22 protein-coding genes are annotated in these 19,195 nt (G+C 34.5%); 12 read left to right on the plus strand and 10 right to left on the minus strand.

The features are described from left to right. Positions 1–2 precede the first annotated feature (2 nt). The gene (locus O5639_RS03995) at positions 3–1,025 is read left to right on the plus strand and encodes an ABC transporter permease (RefSeq protein WP_269625191.1); all 1,023 of its coding nucleotides are present in this window, start codon (positions 3–5) and stop codon (positions 1,023–1,025) included. On the opposite strand, the gene O5639_RS04000 is transcribed toward O5639_RS03995, so the two are convergent. Further along, on the minus strand, positions 1,019–2,620 hold the full coding sequence (locus O5639_RS04000) for an alpha/beta hydrolase (protein ID WP_269625192.1): 1,602 nt from the start codon (positions 2,618–2,620) through the stop codon (positions 1,019–1,021). The genes O5639_RS03995 and O5639_RS04000 overlap by 7 nt on opposite strands. On the opposite strand from O5639_RS04000, the gene O5639_RS04005 reads away from it, so the two are divergent. After that, positions 2,599–3,837, plus strand: a complete 1,239-nt coding sequence (locus O5639_RS04005; RefSeq protein ID WP_269625193.1) for an MFS transporter — start codon at positions 2,599–2,601, stop codon at positions 3,835–3,837. The genes O5639_RS04000 and O5639_RS04005 overlap by 22 nt on opposite strands. Positions 3,838–3,844: 7 nt before the next feature. Here the strand turns inward: O5639_RS04005 and O5639_RS04010 are convergent, their stop codons facing one another. Beyond that, positions 3,845–4,213, minus strand: a complete 369-nt coding sequence (locus tag O5639_RS04010; protein WP_269625194.1) for a DUF2834 domain-containing protein — start codon at positions 4,211–4,213, stop codon at positions 3,845–3,847. Positions 4,214–4,345: 132 nt separating this feature from the next. On the opposite strand from O5639_RS04010, the gene O5639_RS04015 reads away from it, so the two are divergent. Together O5639_RS04015 and O5639_RS04020 are read left to right on the plus strand one after the other, a co-directional pair. Continuing rightward, on the plus strand, positions 4,346–5,188 hold the full coding sequence (locus O5639_RS04015) for a PfkB family carbohydrate kinase (RefSeq protein ID WP_269625195.1): 843 nt from the start codon (positions 4,346–4,348) through the stop codon (positions 5,186–5,188). 396 nt (positions 5,189–5,584) lie between these two features. Next, on the plus strand, positions 5,585–5,854 hold the full coding sequence (locus O5639_RS04020; protein WP_269625196.1) for a hypothetical protein: 270 nt from the start codon (positions 5,585–5,587) through the stop codon (positions 5,852–5,854). Between the two features lie 246 nt (positions 5,855–6,100). On the opposite strand, the gene O5639_RS04025 is transcribed toward O5639_RS04020, so the two are convergent. Beyond that, entirely contained in the window at positions 6,101–6,340 is a 240-nt protein-coding gene (locus tag O5639_RS04025; RefSeq protein WP_269625197.1) for a hypothetical protein, read from the minus strand. Positions 6,341–6,438: 98 nt separating this feature from the next. Continuing rightward, entirely contained in the window at positions 6,439–7,005 is a 567-nt protein-coding gene (locus tag O5639_RS04030; RefSeq protein WP_269625513.1) for a pentapeptide repeat-containing protein, read from the minus strand. Positions 7,006–7,499: 494 nt separating this feature from the next. Here O5639_RS04030 and O5639_RS04035 point away from each other — a divergent pair, with 494 nt between their 5' ends. Continuing rightward, entirely contained in the window at positions 7,500–7,841 is a 342-nt protein-coding gene (locus tag O5639_RS04035) for a phenylpyruvate tautomerase MIF-related protein (RefSeq protein ID WP_269625198.1), read from the plus strand. Between the two features lie 65 nt (positions 7,842–7,906). Here O5639_RS04035 and O5639_RS04040 read toward each other — a convergent pair whose 3' ends face one another. After that, a complete protein-coding gene (locus tag O5639_RS04040; RefSeq protein ID WP_269625199.1) occupies positions 7,907–8,239 on the minus strand; it encodes a DCC1-like thiol-disulfide oxidoreductase family protein in 333 nt (110 codons plus the stop codon). 200 nt (positions 8,240–8,439) lie between these two features. On the opposite strand from O5639_RS04040, the gene O5639_RS04045 reads away from it, so the two are divergent. Continuing rightward, positions 8,440–9,099 (plus strand): hypothetical protein, encoded by a 660-nt coding sequence (locus O5639_RS04045; RefSeq protein ID WP_269625200.1) that lies wholly within the window; start codon positions 8,440–8,442, stop codon positions 9,097–9,099. A gap of 74 nt (positions 9,100–9,173) precedes the next feature. Here O5639_RS04045 and O5639_RS04050 read toward each other — a convergent pair whose 3' ends face one another. The 3 genes from O5639_RS04050 to O5639_RS04060 all read right to left on the minus strand — a co-directional run bounded on the left by O5639_RS04050 (position 9,174) and on the right by O5639_RS04060 (position 12,949). Further along, complete coding sequence (locus O5639_RS04050) at positions 9,174–10,229, minus strand: chlorophyll a/b binding light-harvesting protein (protein ID WP_269625201.1); 1,056 nt, start codon at positions 10,227–10,229, stop codon at positions 9,174–9,176. Positions 10,230–10,407: 178 nt separating this feature from the next. Next, positions 10,408–11,520 (minus strand): chlorophyll a/b binding light-harvesting protein, encoded by a 1,113-nt coding sequence (locus O5639_RS04055; RefSeq protein ID WP_269625202.1) that lies wholly within the window; start codon positions 11,518–11,520, stop codon positions 10,408–10,410. Between the two features lie 382 nt (positions 11,521–11,902). Further along, positions 11,903–12,949: a chlorophyll a/b binding light-harvesting protein gene (locus O5639_RS04060; protein WP_269625203.1), complete on the minus strand. Its 1,047-nt coding sequence runs from the start codon at positions 12,947–12,949 to the stop codon at positions 11,903–11,905. 178 nt (positions 12,950–13,127) lie between these two features. Between O5639_RS04060 and O5639_RS04065 the strand changes: the two genes are divergently transcribed. Further along, positions 13,128–13,322, plus strand: coding sequence for a hypothetical protein (locus O5639_RS04065; protein ID WP_269625204.1), 195 nt, complete (start codon positions 13,128–13,130; stop codon positions 13,320–13,322). A gap of 115 nt (positions 13,323–13,437) precedes the next feature. Further along, entirely contained in the window at positions 13,438–13,644 is a 207-nt protein-coding gene (locus tag O5639_RS04070; RefSeq protein ID WP_269610939.1) for a hypothetical protein, read from the plus strand. Between the two features lie 93 nt (positions 13,645–13,737). Here O5639_RS04070 and O5639_RS04075 read toward each other — a convergent pair whose 3' ends face one another. Together O5639_RS04075 and O5639_RS04080 are read right to left on the minus strand one after the other, a co-directional pair. Then, positions 13,738–14,826 carry a chlorophyll a/b binding light-harvesting protein gene (locus O5639_RS04075; protein WP_269625205.1) on the minus strand — a complete coding sequence of 363 codons (1,089 nt, stop codon included), beginning with the start codon at positions 14,824–14,826 and terminating at the stop codon, positions 13,738–13,740. A gap of 266 nt (positions 14,827–15,092) precedes the next feature. Then, on the minus strand, positions 15,093–16,157 hold the full coding sequence (locus O5639_RS04080; protein ID WP_269625206.1) for a chlorophyll a/b binding light-harvesting protein: 1,065 nt from the start codon (positions 16,155–16,157) through the stop codon (positions 15,093–15,095). 482 nt (positions 16,158–16,639) lie between these two features. Between O5639_RS04080 and O5639_RS04085 the strand changes: the two genes are divergently transcribed. The 4 genes from O5639_RS04085 to O5639_RS04100 all read left to right on the plus strand — a co-directional run bounded on the left by O5639_RS04085 (position 16,640) and on the right by O5639_RS04100 (position 19,193). After that, positions 16,640–16,882 (plus strand): TIGR03643 family protein, encoded by a 243-nt coding sequence (locus O5639_RS04085; protein ID WP_269625514.1) that lies wholly within the window; start codon positions 16,640–16,642, stop codon positions 16,880–16,882. Continuing rightward, the gene (locus O5639_RS04090; RefSeq protein ID WP_269625207.1) at positions 16,879–17,010 is read left to right on the plus strand and encodes a DUF2256 domain-containing protein; all 132 of its coding nucleotides are present in this window, start codon (positions 16,879–16,881) and stop codon (positions 17,008–17,010) included. Before O5639_RS04085 ends, O5639_RS04090 begins: the two co-directional genes overlap by 4 nt. A gap of 103 nt (positions 17,011–17,113) precedes the next feature. Further along, positions 17,114–18,604: a cryptochrome/photolyase family protein gene (locus O5639_RS04095; protein ID WP_269625208.1), complete on the plus strand. Its 1,491-nt coding sequence runs from the start codon at positions 17,114–17,116 to the stop codon at positions 18,602–18,604. Between the two features lie 124 nt (positions 18,605–18,728). Further along, positions 18,729–19,193, plus strand: coding sequence for a peroxiredoxin (locus tag O5639_RS04100; RefSeq protein ID WP_269625209.1), 465 nt, complete (start codon positions 18,729–18,731; stop codon positions 19,191–19,193). Positions 19,194–19,195: the final 2 nt, after the last annotated feature.

Raw genomic sequence — 19,195 nt, forward strand, 5'->3', positions numbered from 1 at the left:
TTTTGTCATCTAAAAAGGAACTTTTCAAATATATCCTTTCGAGATTAACTCTATTGCCAATTATGCTTTGGATTATTTCGAGCTTAGTTTTTATATTGTTGAGAATTGCACCAGGCGACCCGGTAGACGCAATTCTTGGCACTCGAGCTAATGAATTTGCAAGGGAAAGCCTAAGAATTAAACTTGGATTAGATAAACCTCTTATTAATCAATATCTTGAATATTTAAATCAATTAATTCATGGGAATCTAGGAATTTCATTAAACACACAAGAACCTGTAAAAGTAATTATCTCTAAGGCTCTTCCAGCAAGCTTGGAATTAGCTATATTTTCAATATTAATAGCTTCACTTGTAGGTTATTTAATTGGTTTTTTAGGAGCAATTAAACCAGAAGGCAAAATAGATTTTTGGGGAAGAATTTTTGGCATTGGGACCTATGCTTTACCTCCTTTTTGGGCAGCGATGCTAATTCAAATTATCTTCGCTGTTTTGCTAGGTTGGTTACCCATTGGTGGAAGATTACCTCCTGGAGCTATTCCTCCTCCCCCAATTACTGGTTTTTTACTTTTAGATAGTATTTTAGACAAAAACATTGAAATCATTTTTAGTTCTATTAAACATTTAATATTACCCTCATTCACTCTAGGGATATTATTAAGCGGAATCTTTAGTCGATCATTAAGATTAAATCTTGAGGAAGTTTTAAAAAAAGATTATATTGAGGCCGCTAAAAGTAGAGGTATTAATAACTTAAGAATATTAATTAAGCATGCTTTTCCAAATACACTTCTTCCAATATTGACAATTACTGGATTAACCATTTCTTCTTTAATAGGTGGAGCACTTTTAATTGAAATAACATTCTCATGGCCAGGAATTGCTCTTGGACTTCAAGAGGCTATAAATCAAAGAGATTATACTGTTGTGCAAGGAATAGTTGTTGTAATATCTAGTCTTGTTGTCATGATTAGTGTTGGAATAGATATCGCTATTGCATATATTGATCCTAGAGTTAGCTATTGAATCTTGACAAGTTTTTCAATTATATTTCTATCCAAAATATGAAACCTAAGCTCACCTTTATTTAAATTAGTATTAGGAGGTATGGATTTATTCTCTTCTAATTTTTCTAGGAAGCTGATAATTTCAAAAGACAATAGGCTCTGAACTGAAAGTGGATGATATCCAACAATTGATTCTCCAAGATTAAATAAGTCCTTACCTTTAGACTGATCCATCTGTCCTTCTACTCTAATAGGTGAAAAATGACTAGCTCCTTCAATCAAAAGCACTCTACTCAAGGAGCTTGAACTTAAAGCAAGCAATAATCCGAGTTGTTCACTTATTGATGGAGTAACTAAATCAAAAGTTCCTCCGGTAAGAAAAAGAGGTATATTTATTTGGTTATCTGAATTTTTTTGCCACAAAAAACTCCCAAAACTATTCATACCAACAATAGCTGAGAGATTTTCTATGCTTTTCCTCTTTGACAAGGTAATATCAACTAATTGACATTGTAAAAGTGAAGATAAATTAGAAAGAGAAAGATTATCAAGTACCTTCTGACACCTATTTTCAAGCTTTTCATCTATTGTTACTCCTGAAGCCAAAATAGCAGTGAGGGCTCCTAGCGAATGCCCCATTAGTACAATATTCTCAGCTGAGATATCAATTTGCCCTAATTCTTTTGCCTTGAGGATATTATCGATATCGTTCAAACGTTCAGGAATAACTTCACCACCCGGTAGAGGAAGTCTTCCTTTCACCAAGGCTTCAAGTGCTAATGAATCACTACCTGGATGATCCAGGACGACAACAGGCCAACCATTGTGACTAAGACTTCTTGCAAGCCAATTAAAATGATTACGATCTCCTCCTAAACCTGGCATTAAAAGAACCCAATTTTTTCTGATGGTGTTCCTCGAAGAAGGGTTCCAAACATCTAAATTTAAAGGCTCATTTCGATGAGGAACATTTAAGGAAATCAATTCATATTCAGTTTCTTTTATTTCAAGAGGCAGAACATTAATTGCTTCTCTTTTAACTGATAACTCATTAATTGAGACCAAATCAGATGTGAGTTTTTGTTGTTTATTTAATTCACTTCTCCAGTTATTAGCAACTTCAATCCACCCATCCAAATCAATATGAATAGCTTTAACAGATAGTGAATTCAAAAGATCAAAAGTCGTCACCTCATCCTTTTCATTTAATAGTTTTTCCAAAGTATCTAGAACACTTTCGCCTGAGCTGTCTTCATCCATAAGAATTAGATCACTTACCTCATCCAGTAATTTTCGACCAGACCAACTTCGTAAAATTTGTCTTGCCATACTTTTATCTCTTACCAAAGGGGTACTTAAAAACTTTGCTAAACCTTCCCTTTCTTTAAAGCCTAGTAAATTAAGCCAGCTGGCTAATTCTGAATTTGTTTCCTCTTCACCATTACTCCAATCAATCAATTCTTTTATTGAAATTGGAATAGACATTCCATCAAAATGAATTTCAAATCTCTCTGCTGCTCGTAGTTTTGGATAAAAACAATAAGGAGCTAGTAAGCTTCCAACGGTTCCAAGAACAACTAATTTTTTAATGAATGAATTTGTTCTCAACGTCAAGTTTTAGCAATTACTGGGAGAGATTCCCGGTATCTCTAAGATTAATCATAAAGGCTCGTTTATGGACAGCAATAGGCGCAGGAGCGGTAATGTATTTAAGTCCAATAATTTTTTATAGTTTAGGTTTATCAGCAGAGCAAATCGGTAGCGGGATAACTACAGCTGCATTCGCTGGAATAACGACGAGGTTTGGAACAGGATTTTTACTTGACAGAAAATTTAACTATGGAAAAGCAATTAAGGTTGCATGTTTAATTGCAATATTATCGGATATCATACTTTTTTATTCTCAAAGCTTTTTAGCATACCTTTGTGGTCAGTTTTTTTTAGGAGCGGCAGCTGGAATTTATTGGCCTTCCGCAGAATTAGCAGTTCCATTAAATTGCCATAGCAAAATTAAATCAAGTGAAGGTTATTCTCTTGCAAGAAGTGCTGACGCTATTGGAGTTACATTAGGGGTCTTGCTAGGCACAATTGGAACGTATTTTGAATTCGCACGAATAATATATTTAATTGATATTTTATGCATGTTATATATATTCAATGTTATATTGAAAAATCTAGGAACATGTACAAGCGAAACCGAAATCGAGTCGAAAGATGATATAGAATTTAATCATAGGAATCTAGAGAAAAAAACTAATCTAAAATGGGTTATAAATTTATTTCCTTTATTTTTAGTAACCCTATTTGTAACAGGTATAATGAGTTTATTGCAAAGTATTCTTCCATTAGATTTAGCGAACGGTGGTATAATAAGGCCGCCATTCATAGAGCAAAGAGTAGCTACATTAGTAACACTTAAACTTGTTTTGCTTGCAATTTTTCAATGGCCAGTAGGTTTTATTTTAAGGAATAAAAATTCATCTTTTAAATTCAAATTATGCTTAATATCGTTACTAATAGGTTTTATTTTCTTATCACTTTCTAATCTATTGATTAATGGATATATATTAATACTTTTAGCTTTCATACCTCTAACAATTTCTCTATGCATATTCCTACCATCTGCTTCAGATGCAATCATAAAGTCTTCTCCAAATAAATATCAAGGTAGAGTAATAGCTTTATATTCTCAGTGTTTTGGAATTAGCGCTTTAACAGTTCCATGGATGGCTGGCAAGTTAATTGATAATTTCGATACAGCCTTTCATTTATGGTTAATTGTTAGTATTATTTGTTTAGCCTTAGTACCAATATCTAAATATATCAAATAAAAAAATCTCATCCTTTTAAAATAATTTGATTTCTATTCATTTCTTCAATTCTTAATTCCCTTAAATATAAAAAGAAAGGAGCTGCGAAGGCGAAGGCGATTGTAAATGTAGTTAATATTACAATCCATAGGTTTTTCATCTCTAGTCTCTTCGATTCTGAAAGTATCCAAATAAATACTGCTGTTGAGCCTATAAACAGATCTCTAGATAAAGACTGTGAAGCTGGATTATTATTAGCCAATTCTACAAATAATTGAATATCAAAACCAGGTCCATAGCTTTTTACAAATTCAATATTTGCGAGTGTAGGTAAAACGGCTCCTAATATAGACAATAATAAATAAACCCATTTCAACCATTTAATCTGTTTTATCATAAAAAATTTTATTAAATACAAAATAATATATCAGAAATATTCTCTGATTTGTCTATTTTATGAAAAAAAAAATATCATAGTTTTACCTATTAACTTAACTAACTATATTAGAAATAATATAGCTATTCAAGAATGAGAACTGATGCACCTAAAAAAATATTTAAACTCCCTAAACTTAAATTAGCTGTTATTGGTCATGTTGAATGGGTCACATTCTTAAAGGTAGATCAGCTTCCATTAGCTGGAGAAATTTCACATGCAAAAGATTGCTTTGAGGAAGCCGCAGGGGGGGCGGCAGTCGCAGCTGTTCAAATGGCAAGATTAATAAATGGACCTGTTGATTTAATAACATCATTAGGTAAAGACAATTATGGTGAAAAATGCTACGAAAGGCTTAGTAAACTTGGTTTAAAATTAAAAGTAGCTTGGCGTGAAAAACCTACAAGAAAAGGTATTAGCTTGATTAGCAAAGATGGAGAAAGAGCAATTACAGTTATTGGAGAGAGATTACAGCCAATCGCTTCTGACAAACTACCTTGGGGTGATATGAAAAATTACGATGGTATTTTTGTTACCGCAACCGATAAAGAAGGAATAAAACTTGCCAGGAAAGCTAAATTCCTATCTGCTACTCCCCGAACAGGCGAGAAAACCCTAAAGAATGCAAAAGTAAAAATCGATGCTTTAATTGGAAGCGGTCTTGATCCTGGAGAGGCAATAAATTTTGATGAACTTGAACCTAAACCAGAAATATACATTTCGACAAAAGGTAAATCAGGTGGGACAATTTTCCCTGAAAATATTAAATACAAATCCATTAAGCCTAGCTCAAAAGAGATCGACACCTATGGATGTGGAGACTGCTTCGCGGGAGCTGTCACTACAGCTCTCTCAGCAAAACTAAATTTAGAGCAAGCCATTAATATAGGTGCATATTGCGGTGCTGAATGCTCAACCCATTACGGACCTTACTAAAATGAAAAAGCAAGAAAATAAAAATCCAAAACCAAACAATAAAAATTCTATTACTAATAATTTTATAATCCTAATATTTTCAATTATTTCTCTTTTTGTTGAATCAATAATAATAATTATCAGTTTATTTAAAAAAGGTATTGTAAAAAAAGAAGTACTTTCAAAAAAAACGGATCTAGGCTTCGACTTGATAATCAAGAGAAAATAAAGAACCATGTCAAGAGAAATTAATTTCATATTTTGTAATCAACTGGTTTTATTTCTATAAGTTGCTTTAATTAGATAAGGTTATAATCCTCCATAGTGAAATTGATTCTAATATTTTTAATAATATTTTTTATCTATATATTATTAACTTTAAAAAAGAGAGCAAAGTTTACTAACAGAAAGAGTTTAATGGAAAGATTCAAGAAAAGGTTCAAAAATATAAATGTTCGTCGAAAAAGGATATCTGAAGAATTTACAAATTCTCTTTTACTTGATCCTTGTAAAAATATCCCTTTGGGGACATGGTATTCAGAGGATGAACTAAGAGAAAAAGCAGATATTCATAGATCTAGGTTAAGTAAATTTGGTAAATCAAAAATCAATGGTGAGATGCTATTTGTAGGACCAAAAGGGGGCATTTACAAAATAAGTAATGATGGAAAGAAAAAATATGTGTAAATCTTAAAAGACGAAATGCAATAATTATAAAAAATATAATTATTGCTAAAATCACATTGAAAACTTATTAGCAAATTAAACATTGATTTCATACCTAACAGTCTCATTTGGAGAATTAGAGCTATCTAATCTAACTTTTTGGAGCCTTGTTGGAATAACAGTATTATTTGTCATCTCTTTTATTTTATCAACAATTCCTCTTACTAAAAATATACAAGCTACAAAAAGTCCTTCAAAAAAATAAAATCAAGCTGCCTGCTTATACTCTGAAAAATCTCTATTCGCCCAATGTATTCTTTTTATAGATAGATTAACCGTCGATATCTTCTTACTTTCTTCTTTCATATTTATAACATTCCTATCATCTACAAATTGATTTGATATTTGATTAGAAGAGACGCTCGAGATCTTTAAACGATATTTACGCGCAAGATTTTGAATTGAGAACCCTTCTGCCTTTGATCGATGTGGCCAAAAATTCTTCACGATAAATTAAATCTCTATTTTTAGGAAAACCAATAAAAATAAAATTGCAACTAATTCTAATTTTTTATAACAAATATTGTTTGTACTATTCCTAGAAATTAAGCAGCTGGCATGGCTGGTTTATATGATTCTTTATCTCCTACGCATTCAAGACTTTCCCTGGTAGAAACACCTGTAGTTGGATTTACGCCATCCGCTATTTTACAAAGATTTCTCTGATCTTCACTATCAAGAATTGCAAATGTAAAATCAGCTCCCTCAATCTGAGCGCCAGCGAAGCTGCTACCCGAGGCGATCATGTTTATCAATACCGCATTTCTAAGATCAGTTTTCTGAAAGTTAACCCTGTCTGAAAGGGTATCAGTAAGGTCTATCCCATTAAGATTTGAACCTTTTAAATCAGACAAAGTCAATGTTGTTCCGTGAAGATCAACATCACTAAAATCAGCATCTCTTGCCATAGCACCAGCTATTGAAGAAAGATGTAAGTCTTCTCCATGAAAATTAAACCCAGTGATATCAGATCGAACGTAGCTTGGAACTTCGTCCCCTTCTCCCTTAACGGCCACGTTTGCACCCGCAAATGCTGGGTTAACTCCAAAAAATATGATTAAAAGGCTCAGTACATATTTAATTATTTTTGAAAAAAGAAGATCTAAATTCATGAGTAAAGATGATAATCCACCTGAATAATGCAATTATCTCTCCTATTAAAGAATTTTATATACATTGATAAGACAAATTAATGTAAGAGGAAATATCTAAATGATTATCACAAAAGAGGTCTGCCGGAGATAAATTCGTGCATTACTGGATTCATCCAATAAAACCCTACAAATAACATGACAAACACATTAAAAAATATCAAGGCTCCACTTAGTAAAAAAGTCTGTTCATTCGAAGAATTATCTTCTGAAGTTTCTTGGACAATAGCTTGAAAATTCTGATTCATTTTTCGTAAAAAGACATGACTAAGTTACTAGAAAAACAAAATTTTTGAGGCTCTAACAGGAGAATTAACAGGATCTTTCTAATTTTTTAAGATTTTAATAATATTTTTTACTGAGATCTCCTAATAAGGGCAGCTTAGATGTTTCTAGATTTAAAAAAAATCAATATCGCACACAAGTATTAGTATCTGATAAAGACTTATTCACTCATGCCATTCATACAAATCAACACATCCTCCAAAAGTGATGTAGAAAATGTTGATTTGCTCCAAAAAGATATTTCAAAAATGGTTGCTGATCTAACCGGCAAACCTGAAAATTATGTAATGACGATGATCCAAAGAGATAACAAGATGACATTCGCTGGATCCGATGAACCATGCTGTTTTATTAATGTTAAATCAATTGGCTCTCTAACACCCTCCTCGATGAGCAAGTCTTTATGCGAATTAATTGCATCTAAAACGAATATAAATAAGAATAGGATTTATATCGAATTTATCGACGTTAAAGCCTCAAATTGGGGATTTAATAGTTCAACATTTGGATAGTAAATTTATTATTTTTTTTAATTAAAACTGAAATTTAAGATTAAATAAATTAACCTTTCATATAATCAGTAAAGCTCACGACCGCTTTCGGCACATAACTTTTCGATAGAAGGGCGAAAAGTTATTTTCAATCTATGTTTAGACCACAATTCATAAATAGACTCAATACATTTATCTAAAATGGCCAATTTTGTTGGTTTATAAATCCACCCTAAACCAATCAAACTATAAGCCTCTTGAAAAACCTTAATATCCTTGATTACTGAACCATCACTCTTCAAAGCATGGATTCTCTCCATCGCTTGTTTATAAGAAATGCTGTATTTAAAGTCTAAAGAAAAATTAGAACTATTTATATCAATAAAGCTTAGGTATCCATTTTGATTTCTTGATTGCAAGAAATCAACCTCTCTTTTACATAAGGGGCACCACCCTCTATCAAAAAAAAATAGTAAGCTTGACTAGATTCAAAAAAATCTAGATACTGATAAACCTTAAATTTAAAAATGGAAGGCTATCTTCGTTGTTCAATGTAAATAAACACTTGATAGCATACGAATAACGAGCGATCTTAATGATATCTAACTGTTAAAAAAAAATGGGCGCACTATTTATTGTCATATTAATCTCAGTATTAGTAGTTTCGGCTTTGCTTTTCTTTAATAAAGGTGAAAAAGCTCAAGAAATCAAAAGCAGTCTCAAAGATATATATGTAAATTTCAAAGAACTCTTCTCAAATTTTAAAAAGCTTTTTTTGATAGTTAAAGAGGTCATTCAATCAAAATTAGATCAAAAGCCAACTCAACTGGAAGATGAATCAACCGTTTCACAATCAGAAGTGCCCTCTGAACCAGAGGTAACTACTGAAGCACCCTCTGAACCTGAGATAAGTAGTGAACCTGAAGCTGTCGCTGAACCCGAGGTAACTGCTGATCCTGAACCTGAAGCACCCTCTGAACCTGAGATAAGTAGTGAACCTGAAGCTGTCGCTGAACCCGAGGTAACTGCTGATCCTGAACCTAAAGCACCCTCTGAACCTGAGATAAGTACTGAACCTGAAGCTATCGCTGAACCCGAAGTAACTGCTGATCCTGAACCCAAATCACCCTCTGAACTTGAGATAAGTACTGAACCTGAAGCTATTGCTCAACCTGAGGTAACTGCTGATCCTGAAATTCGATTAACTAGCGAATTAGAAAAACCTTCTGATGATTCAATTAATGATGAAAATATTGATAAAAAAACGAGCAATTTTTAATTAAATATTTTTTCCAATAAAAAGCCTCATCAAATTTGATGAGGCTTTTTGATTGAAATTTGCGATTAAATCTACTAGCTCTCAGTTGATGCTAGAGAGGCGACTGATCCAACAACACGACGGAAATCAAAGCCCATTGCTCTAAGAGCATGCCAGATATGACCTTGAATAAAGAAAAATCCAAAGTAATAGTGAACATTGGACAATGCTGCTCTAGTTGTATGGCCTAAAAACGCTGTGCTATCTGAAACATCTCCTGTGTCTACCCAATAAGGAGAAATTCCAAATTTCAAAGCTAAAGGCTCTCCATACCAATCAATAGGATAAACAGTTGTATTTTGAGCACACCAGAATGCCGCAACAATTGCCATCCAACCAATACCAGCAAGAGACCATGAAAGTACAGCTTCTGCTGAGAGCAATCCTTTACCTTTGAATTCAGTGTATTCGCCTAGTTGTTTTGTAGCTATGTGCCATGCACCACCACTTATTTGAACGAATGCCAAGAATGCATGTCCGCTCATTACTTCTTCAAGGCTGTCAATGGTTAAGAAGTCGAACTGATGCCCGTAAACCATTCCAAAATCACCATATCCAGGGAAGATTGTTCTGATTTCGCCTATAGCCGGGTCATAAATCCCATGCCATCTTGCCCACTCAACGAACCAAATATTTGCAACCCCAAAGAAAATCAAATGATGACCAAGAATGAATGTCAAATTATCTGGATTGTCCCATTCAAGTTTGAATTTCTTAGTGGTAGGGACTGGACCATCTTTCAAGTCCGGATCAAATAAAAGTGAATGTGCTAATCCAGCAGTTCCATATACAGCTGAAAAAATCAAATGGAAAATAGCAATTGTTGCTACACCAGCGCCAGTCCATACACCAGCTTCATCAAAGCCAATTCCAAGAGAGGCTAAATGAGCAAGGAATATGGAACTTTGATGTCCCATTGGTATTTCTGGGTTGTAGCGAGCAAGCTCCCAAAGGGTGCTTCCACCGGCTGCAAAGCAAATAAGACCTGTGTGGCCTATATGTGACCCTATGAATCGACCTGCGCGATTGGTCACCACAGAATTACCAACCCACCACCCATAGGTGACGTCCGGATTTCCGTAGGTCTGCATAATTAAGGAATTAAAGTCGAAATTTTGGGTACCATACACTTATTGCAATTGTTTTTACCAGAATAGTTAGAGGTCTTTATAGGTATCTATCTTTTTTTACCAAAAAATCAGTTTTTACTGAAAAAAAACAAAAAAAAATACCCCCCAAAGGGAGGTATTTTTTATTTTTAAATTGAATTTATCTTGGTGCTCTTCCATTAAAACCTGCACCTTCAACTCGAACTGTTGCGCCTTGACTGTTACCAATAGCATCAGCAACTTTCTTGAAGTCAAATCCTAAAGCACGAAGAGCATGCCAAAAATGGCCTTGTAAGAAGAAGAAACCAAAGTAGTAGTGAACATTTACCAAAGCAGCTCTGGTTGAGTGACCAAAGAAAGCGGTGGAATCAGAAAGGTCTCCAGTATCAACCCAATAAGGGGCCACAGAGAACTGTAATTTCAATGGTTCCCCAAACCACTCTGTTGGATATACGGTTGTATTAGTTGCAGCCCAGAAAGCAGCAACAATAGCCATCCAACCAATACCGGCAAGAGACCATGAAAGTACAGCTTCTGCTGAGAGCAATTCAGCTCCTTTGAATTTACTCCATTCTCCAAGTCTCTTGTTTTCCCATTGAGTTGAACCAGCAACCATATGAATAGTTGCACCTGTCAATTCAGCAAAAGCCAAGAATGCATGTCCACCCATAACATCTTCAAGACTATCAATTTCAATGAAATCGAACTGTCTATCCCAAATCATTGTCAAGTCAAGGTTGTAATTGACCTGGCGAACAGCTCCTATCGCAGGATCGTATATGCCATGTATCCTTGCCCATTCCACAAACCATATACATGCAACACCAAAGAAAAACAAATGGTGACCAAGAATAAAAGTTTGATTATCGGGATTTTCCCATTCAAGTTTGAATTTTCTAGCGCGAGGCACTTCGCTTTCTTCAACGTCAGCCTCAAAATAGACTGCATGCAAGAGAGCTCCTCCTCCATAAACCATTGACAAGACCAAATGGACAATAGCTATTGCAGCTACTCCTACACCTGTCCATGCTCCTGCTTCATTGAAACCAATTCCAATTGAAGCCAAATGAGCCAAGAATAGTGAGCTCTGATGCCCCATTGCAATATCAGGGTTGTAGCGGGCAAGCTCCCAAAGGGTGCTTCCACCAGCCGCAAATGCGATTAAGCCTGTATGCCCTATATGGGAGGCTATAAATCGGCCTGAGCGGTTGGTGACCACAGAATTACCAGCCCACCAATCATAGGTAACATCTGGATTTCCATAGCTCTGCATAATTTTTTAAGCGATACAGGCGAAATATGCGTGCAGATTACACGCTGCTGAAATGATATGTGCAAAATAGTTAGAGGTCGTTATTTAGTTTGACTATTTTTGCCCATTTCAAAAATAAAAACGATTTTATGGATGCTGAGATATTAACTCGATGAAATAGTAAAAATCTTCCAAAGTCTAATCATAGCTTGATTTAAACAAGTCAAATCCTCCACTAATCATTCAAAAAAGCTCAATCCACAAGATCTAACAATATTTGATATTAAAAATTTCAACGTTGTAAAACCAATAATTTTTTTTTCGATCGAAATCAAAAGATAAAAATTTGCAAAAAAAAAGAGGAGATAAATCTCCTCTTTAAAAACATGTTGTTTTTTTCTAATCAATAAAGCTGAGCTGGAAGAGGTTCTTTAAGAACTTTCTTAAAGTCAAATCCCATAGCTCTTAAAGCATGCCATAGATGACCTTGAAGGAAGAAAAATCCAAAGTAATAATGAACATTTGCTAGAGCAGCCCTAGTTGTATGGCCAAAGAAAGCAGGACCTCCTGAAAGATCAACACTATCAATCCAATAAGGAGCAATACCAAACTTTAAGATCAAAGCTTCTCCGTACCAAGCTTCAGGGTAAACTGTTGTGTTCTGAGCACACCAGAAAGCTGCCACTACAGCCATCCAACCAATACCAGCACAAGAGAATGAAAGAATTGATTCTGCTGAAAGAAGACCAGCTCCTTTGAATTTGGTGTATTCACCAACTTGCTTGGTTGCGATATGAAAAGCTCCACCTGTGATTTCTATGAAAGCCAAGAAAGCATGCCCGCCTAGGACATCTTCAAGACTATCGATAGCCAGGAAGTCAAACTGATGGTTCCAAATGTTAGTCAAATTAAGGTTGTACTCAACTTGTCTAACAGCTCCTATTGCAGGATCATAAATTCCATGAATTCGTGCCCATTCAACGAACCATATACATGCGACACCAAAGAAAAGCAAATGGTGTCCAAGAATAAATGTCTGATTATCTGGGTTGTCCCACTCAAGCTTGAATTTTCTAGCTTGAGGAACCTCTGAATCTTGCATATCGCCAACGAATAGCACTGAATGCAATAAACCACCGGCTCCATAAACCATGGAAAGAACCAAATGTACGATAGCAATCGAAGCGACTCCTGCCCCTGTCCAAGCACCAGCCTCGTCAAAGCCAATACCAATTGAAGCTAAATGAGCAAGAAAGATAGAACTCTGATGTCCCATTGGGATCTCAGGGTTATATCTTGCTAGTTCCCAAAGAGTACTTCCACCTGCAGCAAAGGCTATTAGCCCAGTATGCGCAATGTGAGCAGCAATGAATTTACCAGATTTGTTAGTAACCCCAGCGTTTCCAGCCCACCAACCATAGGTGACATCCGGGTTTCCGTAGGTCTGCATGATTTAAGAATTTTGGCGTAATACGGTGAGCACACCTTACAGGCAGCTCAATTCAAAAACTACTATTAGTAATAAGGTCTTATTCAGAAGTAGTAAAGTTTTTTTTCTTCAAATTGGCTTAACCCGCAACTAAACTAGGTTTTCATGGAAATACTCAAGAAAAATTTAAATATCAAAAATGAAATCTGCTTTACAACTTGAACTACAAGATCTTCATGGACTTCCTTTCATAGCAACAATAATTTGGTTTGTGCTACTTGGAGTTTGTCTTTTAGCAGTGGTTTTTTATTTTTTTCAAAAGAATTACAGGCAAAAAGCAAAAGTTGATGGCGAACTCCCTCCTGAAAAGAAATCACGACCAAAAGGATTTTAAATGACTAAGAAAATTTTGTTTTTCAAAGTTAGTTCTCAAATTAATGTATTATCCTGAAACACGGGTTTGGCATAGTGGCCACCTGGGTTAACAATAAAAACAATTTTTTTACTCAATGATTGATTTTTCTCACCTTCTTGATTTTGCCACTCAACTTCCACACCCATCAGATATTGGTTTAATCAAACCATCCGGTGGATTTAATATAGCCGCAGCTCTTTGTGGTCTTGGAGCAGTATTTGGAGCATCTCAATTCTTCTATTATTCTGATGATTCAAAAAGGATCGATCCTTGGGCTAAGCCTGAAAACTATAAAAACTAAAGGAATTTAAAATCTTTTAATTTTTTTCAAATAAAAAAAGAGCCTCGTCTAATGACGAGGCTCTTTTTTATTTGGAATCTTAAAAACCAATTATCAATCAGAAAGAGTAACCCTAGCGTTATCAAGATTACTAATTGAATCAGTAACCTTCTTGAAATCAAAGCCTAAAGCACGTATTGCATGCCAAAGGTGACCTTGAATGAAGAAAAAACCAAGGTAGTAGTGAACATTTGTTAGCCAAGCTCTTGAAGTATGGCCACTAACAACACCAGTCATATCAGCAGTATCAATCCAATAAGGAGATATACCAAATTTAAGAGCTAATGTTTCTCCATACCAGGCTTCGGGATAAACAGTTGTATTTGTTGCACACCAGAAAGCTGCAATAATCGCCATCCAACCAATACCAGCAAGAGACCATGAAAGTACAGCTTCAGCAGAAAGAATATTCTTTCCTTTGAATTCGGTGTACTCGCCTACTTGCTTAGTAGCGATATGAAATGCTCCACCTGTTATCTCTACAAATGCTAAAAATGCATGGCCACCCATTACATCCTCAAGACTATCGATAGCCAAGAAATCAAACTGATGATTCCAAATGTTGGTCAAATTTAAGTTGTACTCGACTTGTCGAACTGCTCCTAAGGCAGGATCATAAATACCATGAATTCGAGCCCACTCAACAAACCAAATACAGGCAACGCCAAAGAAAATCAAATGGTGACCCAGGATAAAAGTCTGATTATCTGGATTATCCCATTCAAGCTTGTATCTTGCTGCCTGACGGTGCTCAGGGCGATCATCAGCAAACAAACCTGAACTATTTTGGGTATCTTCGCTAAAGATCAAAGAATGCAATAGGCCTGCACCCGCATATACCATTGAACAAATCAGATGGAATACGCCGATAAAAGCAATTGATGTGCCATCGAATACTGTTCCAGTTGGGTCAAATCCAATGCCAATAGAAGCAAGATGTGGGATACTCACCATTCCCTGGTGTCCCATTGGAATATCTGGGTTGTATCTAGCGAGCTCCCAAAGTGTGTTGGCACCAGCTGCAAAACAAATCAATCCTGTATGAGCAACATGCGAGCCAATAAATCGGCTTGACTTATTTGTTACAACAGAATTACCAACCCACCACCCGTAAGTGACGTCTGGGTTTCCGTAGGACTGCATAATTTAGGAAATTGAAGTCGAAATTCGACCTACCTTACATTTAGTGCAATAAATTTGCTTGAAATCGTAAAAGGTCTTCAATTTAATGCACAAAACTAATTAATAAAATAACTGTGATTGTTCATTGATTTTCCCCACAAAAGCAGTGACAGATGGAAACTGAGAATCCTCGATTAACATCAGTCAATTTTTTTTATTACATCAAAAAAAAAGCCCCGCAAAAAAAAATACGGGGCTTTTTATTAAATATTCAATAATTAAATCAACTAGCCATTAAGAGTAACTTTTGCGGTATCTAAGCTCGCAACAGCATTTGTAACTCTTCTAAAGTCAAAGCCTAATGCACGAATTGCATGCCATAAATGACCTTGTAAAAAGAAAAATCCAAAATAATAATGGACATTGGTTAATGCAGCTCTTGTGGTGTGACCTGCAAATGCAGTGCTATCACTTAGATCTGCGGTATCAATCCAGTAGGGAGAAATACCAAATTTCAAAGCCAGAGGTTCTCCATACCAAGCCTCGGGATAAACAGTTGTATTTGTTGCGCACCAGAAAGCTGCGACAATAGCCATCCAACCAATACCGGCCAAAGAGAAAGAAAGTACCGCTTCAGCAGAAAGAATATTCTTTCCTTTGAATTCGGTGTATTCGCCTACTTGCTTAGTGGCGATATGAAATGCTCCACCTGCTATCTCTACAAATGCTAAAAATGCATGCCCACCAAGAACGTCTTCAAGATTATCAATAGCCAAGAAATCAAATTGATGATTCCAAATATTGGTCAGATTAAGGTTGTATTCAACTTGTCTAACAGCTCCTATTGCAGGGTCATAAATTCCGTGAATTCTGGCCCATTCAACAAATGCTATGCAAGCGACACCAAAGAAAATCAAATGGTGACCAAGAATGAATGTCAAGTTATCCGGATTGTCCCATTCAAGCTTAAATTTTTCAGTTGTAGGTCCTGGTCCATCAGCTAAATCACCATCAAAAAGAAGAGAGTGAGAAAGAGCTCCTCCTGCATATACAAGCGAAGCAATAATATGCACAATTGCTACAGACGCAACATTCGCCCCAGTCCAGACACCTGCATCATCAAATCCAATCCCAATAGATGCAAGATGAGCAAGAAAAATAGAGCTTTGATGACCCATAGCGATAGAAGGATCAAACCTGGCCAACTCCCAAAGAGTGCTAGCTCCCGCAGCAAATGATATTAAGCCGGTGTGACCTGCATGAGCTGCAATAAACTTTCCGGCGCGGTTAGTAACCCTTGAATTACCAGCCCACCAACCATAGGTGACATCTGGATTTCCATAGGTCTGCATGTGAAATCAGGGGGGAGAATATATATTTTACAGGTTACAAGTTAGTAGACTATTTAACTATCTACAAAAGAAAGAAAACGTCGTTTGATTAATAATACAATATCATTTTACACCTAGATATAAGTAAAAGTTAACAGTCAAATTAGTGTTTATTAATACAAGTTTTACTTATAAGATAAGCAAATTGATTTAATTTAGAAAAATCAATAAGATATACTTAACCTTTACAACATTTTAATATTTACTGGAAGAGCGCAAGGACTCTTCCAGTGTTGACAGAGAAACGAACTTCGACTTCAATTCCCATCAACAGAAATGTCATAACAAAAATCAACTCATAGTGCGAGAACAAATAATTAATTTCATACAACCAAAACAAATTGGAGGAAATGGATTTTATAAATCCAAAAATATTTGAGGGTTATACGTACACAATGTTTATCTTAATCTCTTCTAGATTATAGATTGATTTGTAAAAAATTATACCTAAAGATCTAAGTTCGCTTGATATTGACCGCATCGTCGAAATGGCATGGGAGGATAGAACTCCTTTTGAAGCAATTCTCTTCCAATTTAATTTAAAAGAGAAAGAAGTTATTCATTTAATGCGCTCTAATCTAAAAGCATCTTCATTCAGAATGTGGAGAAAAAGAGTCTCAGGAAGAAAAACCAAGCACGGGTTCCCTAATTACGAGCCAAGGTTCAAGTCACCAAACCAAAAGTGAAAATTAAATCCACAAAAAATTGCCCAAAGTGCAACAGAGACTTTAAATGGAGAAAGAAATGGGCAAAAGATTGGGAAAATGTCATTTATTGCTCAGAAAGATGTAGAAGAAGAAAAAATCAAAAATAATTATATTGATTAATTTTTCACACTTAAAAAAGATTTGAGTTAATTTGAATTAATCAACTTCTTAATTATTTTCTAAGAAGTAATTAACTTATTAATCAAAAAAGTGAGAAAAATATTCCTGGTATTTCCAAATCAATTATTCAAAATAAAAAATCAATTTTCTGATATTAAACATATTGCTTTAATCCAAGATAACTTATTTTTTGGCTGTGATTCTCAATGGAAACAAAAATTTCATTGTCAAAAAATAATTTTTCACAAAGCCAGTATGGACTCCTACGAAGAAAATCTTAAAAGGAATGGCTTTAATGTGATTTATATAAAACATAAAAAAGAAAGCAGAACTGAAGAGTATCTAAATTATATTGCAGCAAAAGGTTTTAATTATTTCATTACTTATGAAATGTTTGATTGGTCGCTAGAAAAAAGAATTAATGATTTCTCTTTGAAAAATAATACAAAGTTAGAAATAAGAAAAAACGATATGTTCTTAACTTGTCCAGAAATATCTGATGAAATCCTTAATCAAAAAAAAATTAATGGAATGCAGAAATTCTATAAACTTCAAAGACTAAAATTAAATATTCTAATTGAGAAAGATGGTTCGCCAACCGGGGGCAAATGGAGTTTTGACAAAATCAATAGAAAGAAGCTACCAAATTCAATTAAAGTACCGAGAATCCCAATTATAAAAAATAACAAATTCTTAGATAAAGCAAAGAAAGAAGTTTCAATAAATTATAAAGATTATTATGGGAGGATAGAAAAATTTAATTATCCACTTTCTCATAAAGATGCTGAAGAATGGTTGGATGATTTTTTAATTGAAAGATTTAATCTATTTGGAGATTACGAAGATGCAATACATTCATATCATAGGAACCTTTGGCATAGTGTTCTTTCTCCATTAATTAATTCTGGCTTACTTACTCCAAGCCAAATAATAGATAAATCTTGCGATTTTTACCAATCAAATAATATTTCTATTAATTCCTTTGAAGGATTTATTAGACAAATTATTGGCTGGCGTGAATTCATCCTATTAATGTATAAACGAAATAGTTTAGAACTTAGAAATGGAAACTTCTGGAATTTTGAGGATAAACCAATACCATCTAGTTTTTACACTGGTCAAACAGGAATAAGGCCTTTGGATGACTCAATACAAAATATTTTAGAAACCGGATATGCACATCATATAGAAAGGCTAATGATAGTTGGAAATTTAATGCTTCTATGCAGATTCCATCCTAATCAAGTATACAAATGGTTTATGGAATTATTTATAGATTCATATGATTGGGTTATGGTTCCAAATGTTTATGGAATGAGTCAATTTTCAGATGGAGGACTATTTACAACTAAACCATATATTTCAGGTTCTAATTATGTCCTAAAAATGTCTAACTATAAATCTGAAGATTGGTGCTCAATTTGGGATAGTCTTTTTTGGACATTCATAGATGACTATAAAAATAAGTTTAAGGGCCAATATCGATTGTCTATGATTTTAAGAAATCTAGAAAAAATGGATCCTAATAAAAAAATGAATCATAGACGTAATGCTTATGACTTCATGTCTAAACTTACTTAATAATTTCAACTAAGATATTCAGAATTTTCAGTCCTTATTTTTCTTTGTCTAGGTGGTGTTCTTACACCAAAAAAGAGCTCTCGAAGAGAGAAGAATTAATTATAATTAATTTTTAATCTATATAGTGAAGCTTAAAATCGGGGATAGTATTCCATCGTTTTCTTTAAAAGATCAAAATGGAAACATCAGAACATCAAATAAATTGAAAAAGTCTCTGGTTTTATTTTTTTACCCAAAAGACGATACTCCTGGTTGTACTATTGAAGCTTGTGGCTTCCGAGACAAATATGATCTTTTTAAAATTTTAGGTGCTGAAGTTTGGGGAATAAGCAATGGTAATCGTCAAAGTCATCTTATATTTGCAAATAAAAATAACCTTCAGTATCCATTACTTTGCGATCATAATAATATCCTTAGAAAACAATTTGGGGTACAGAAAAAGCTAGGATTCATCGAAGGAAGAGTAACCTATATAATAAATTCTGAAGGAATTATCAAACATATATTTGAAGACCTTCTAAATGGTCCAGCTCATATAAAAGAAGCTATAAAAGCATTAAAAGAACTTCAATTATTAGAAAATAATTAAAA

It is taken from the genome of Prochlorococcus marinus str. MIT 1214 (genome assembly GCF_027359355.1).
GTDB lineage: Bacteria > Cyanobacteriota > Cyanobacteriia > PCC-6307 > Cyanobiaceae > Prochlorococcus_B > Prochlorococcus_B marinus_F.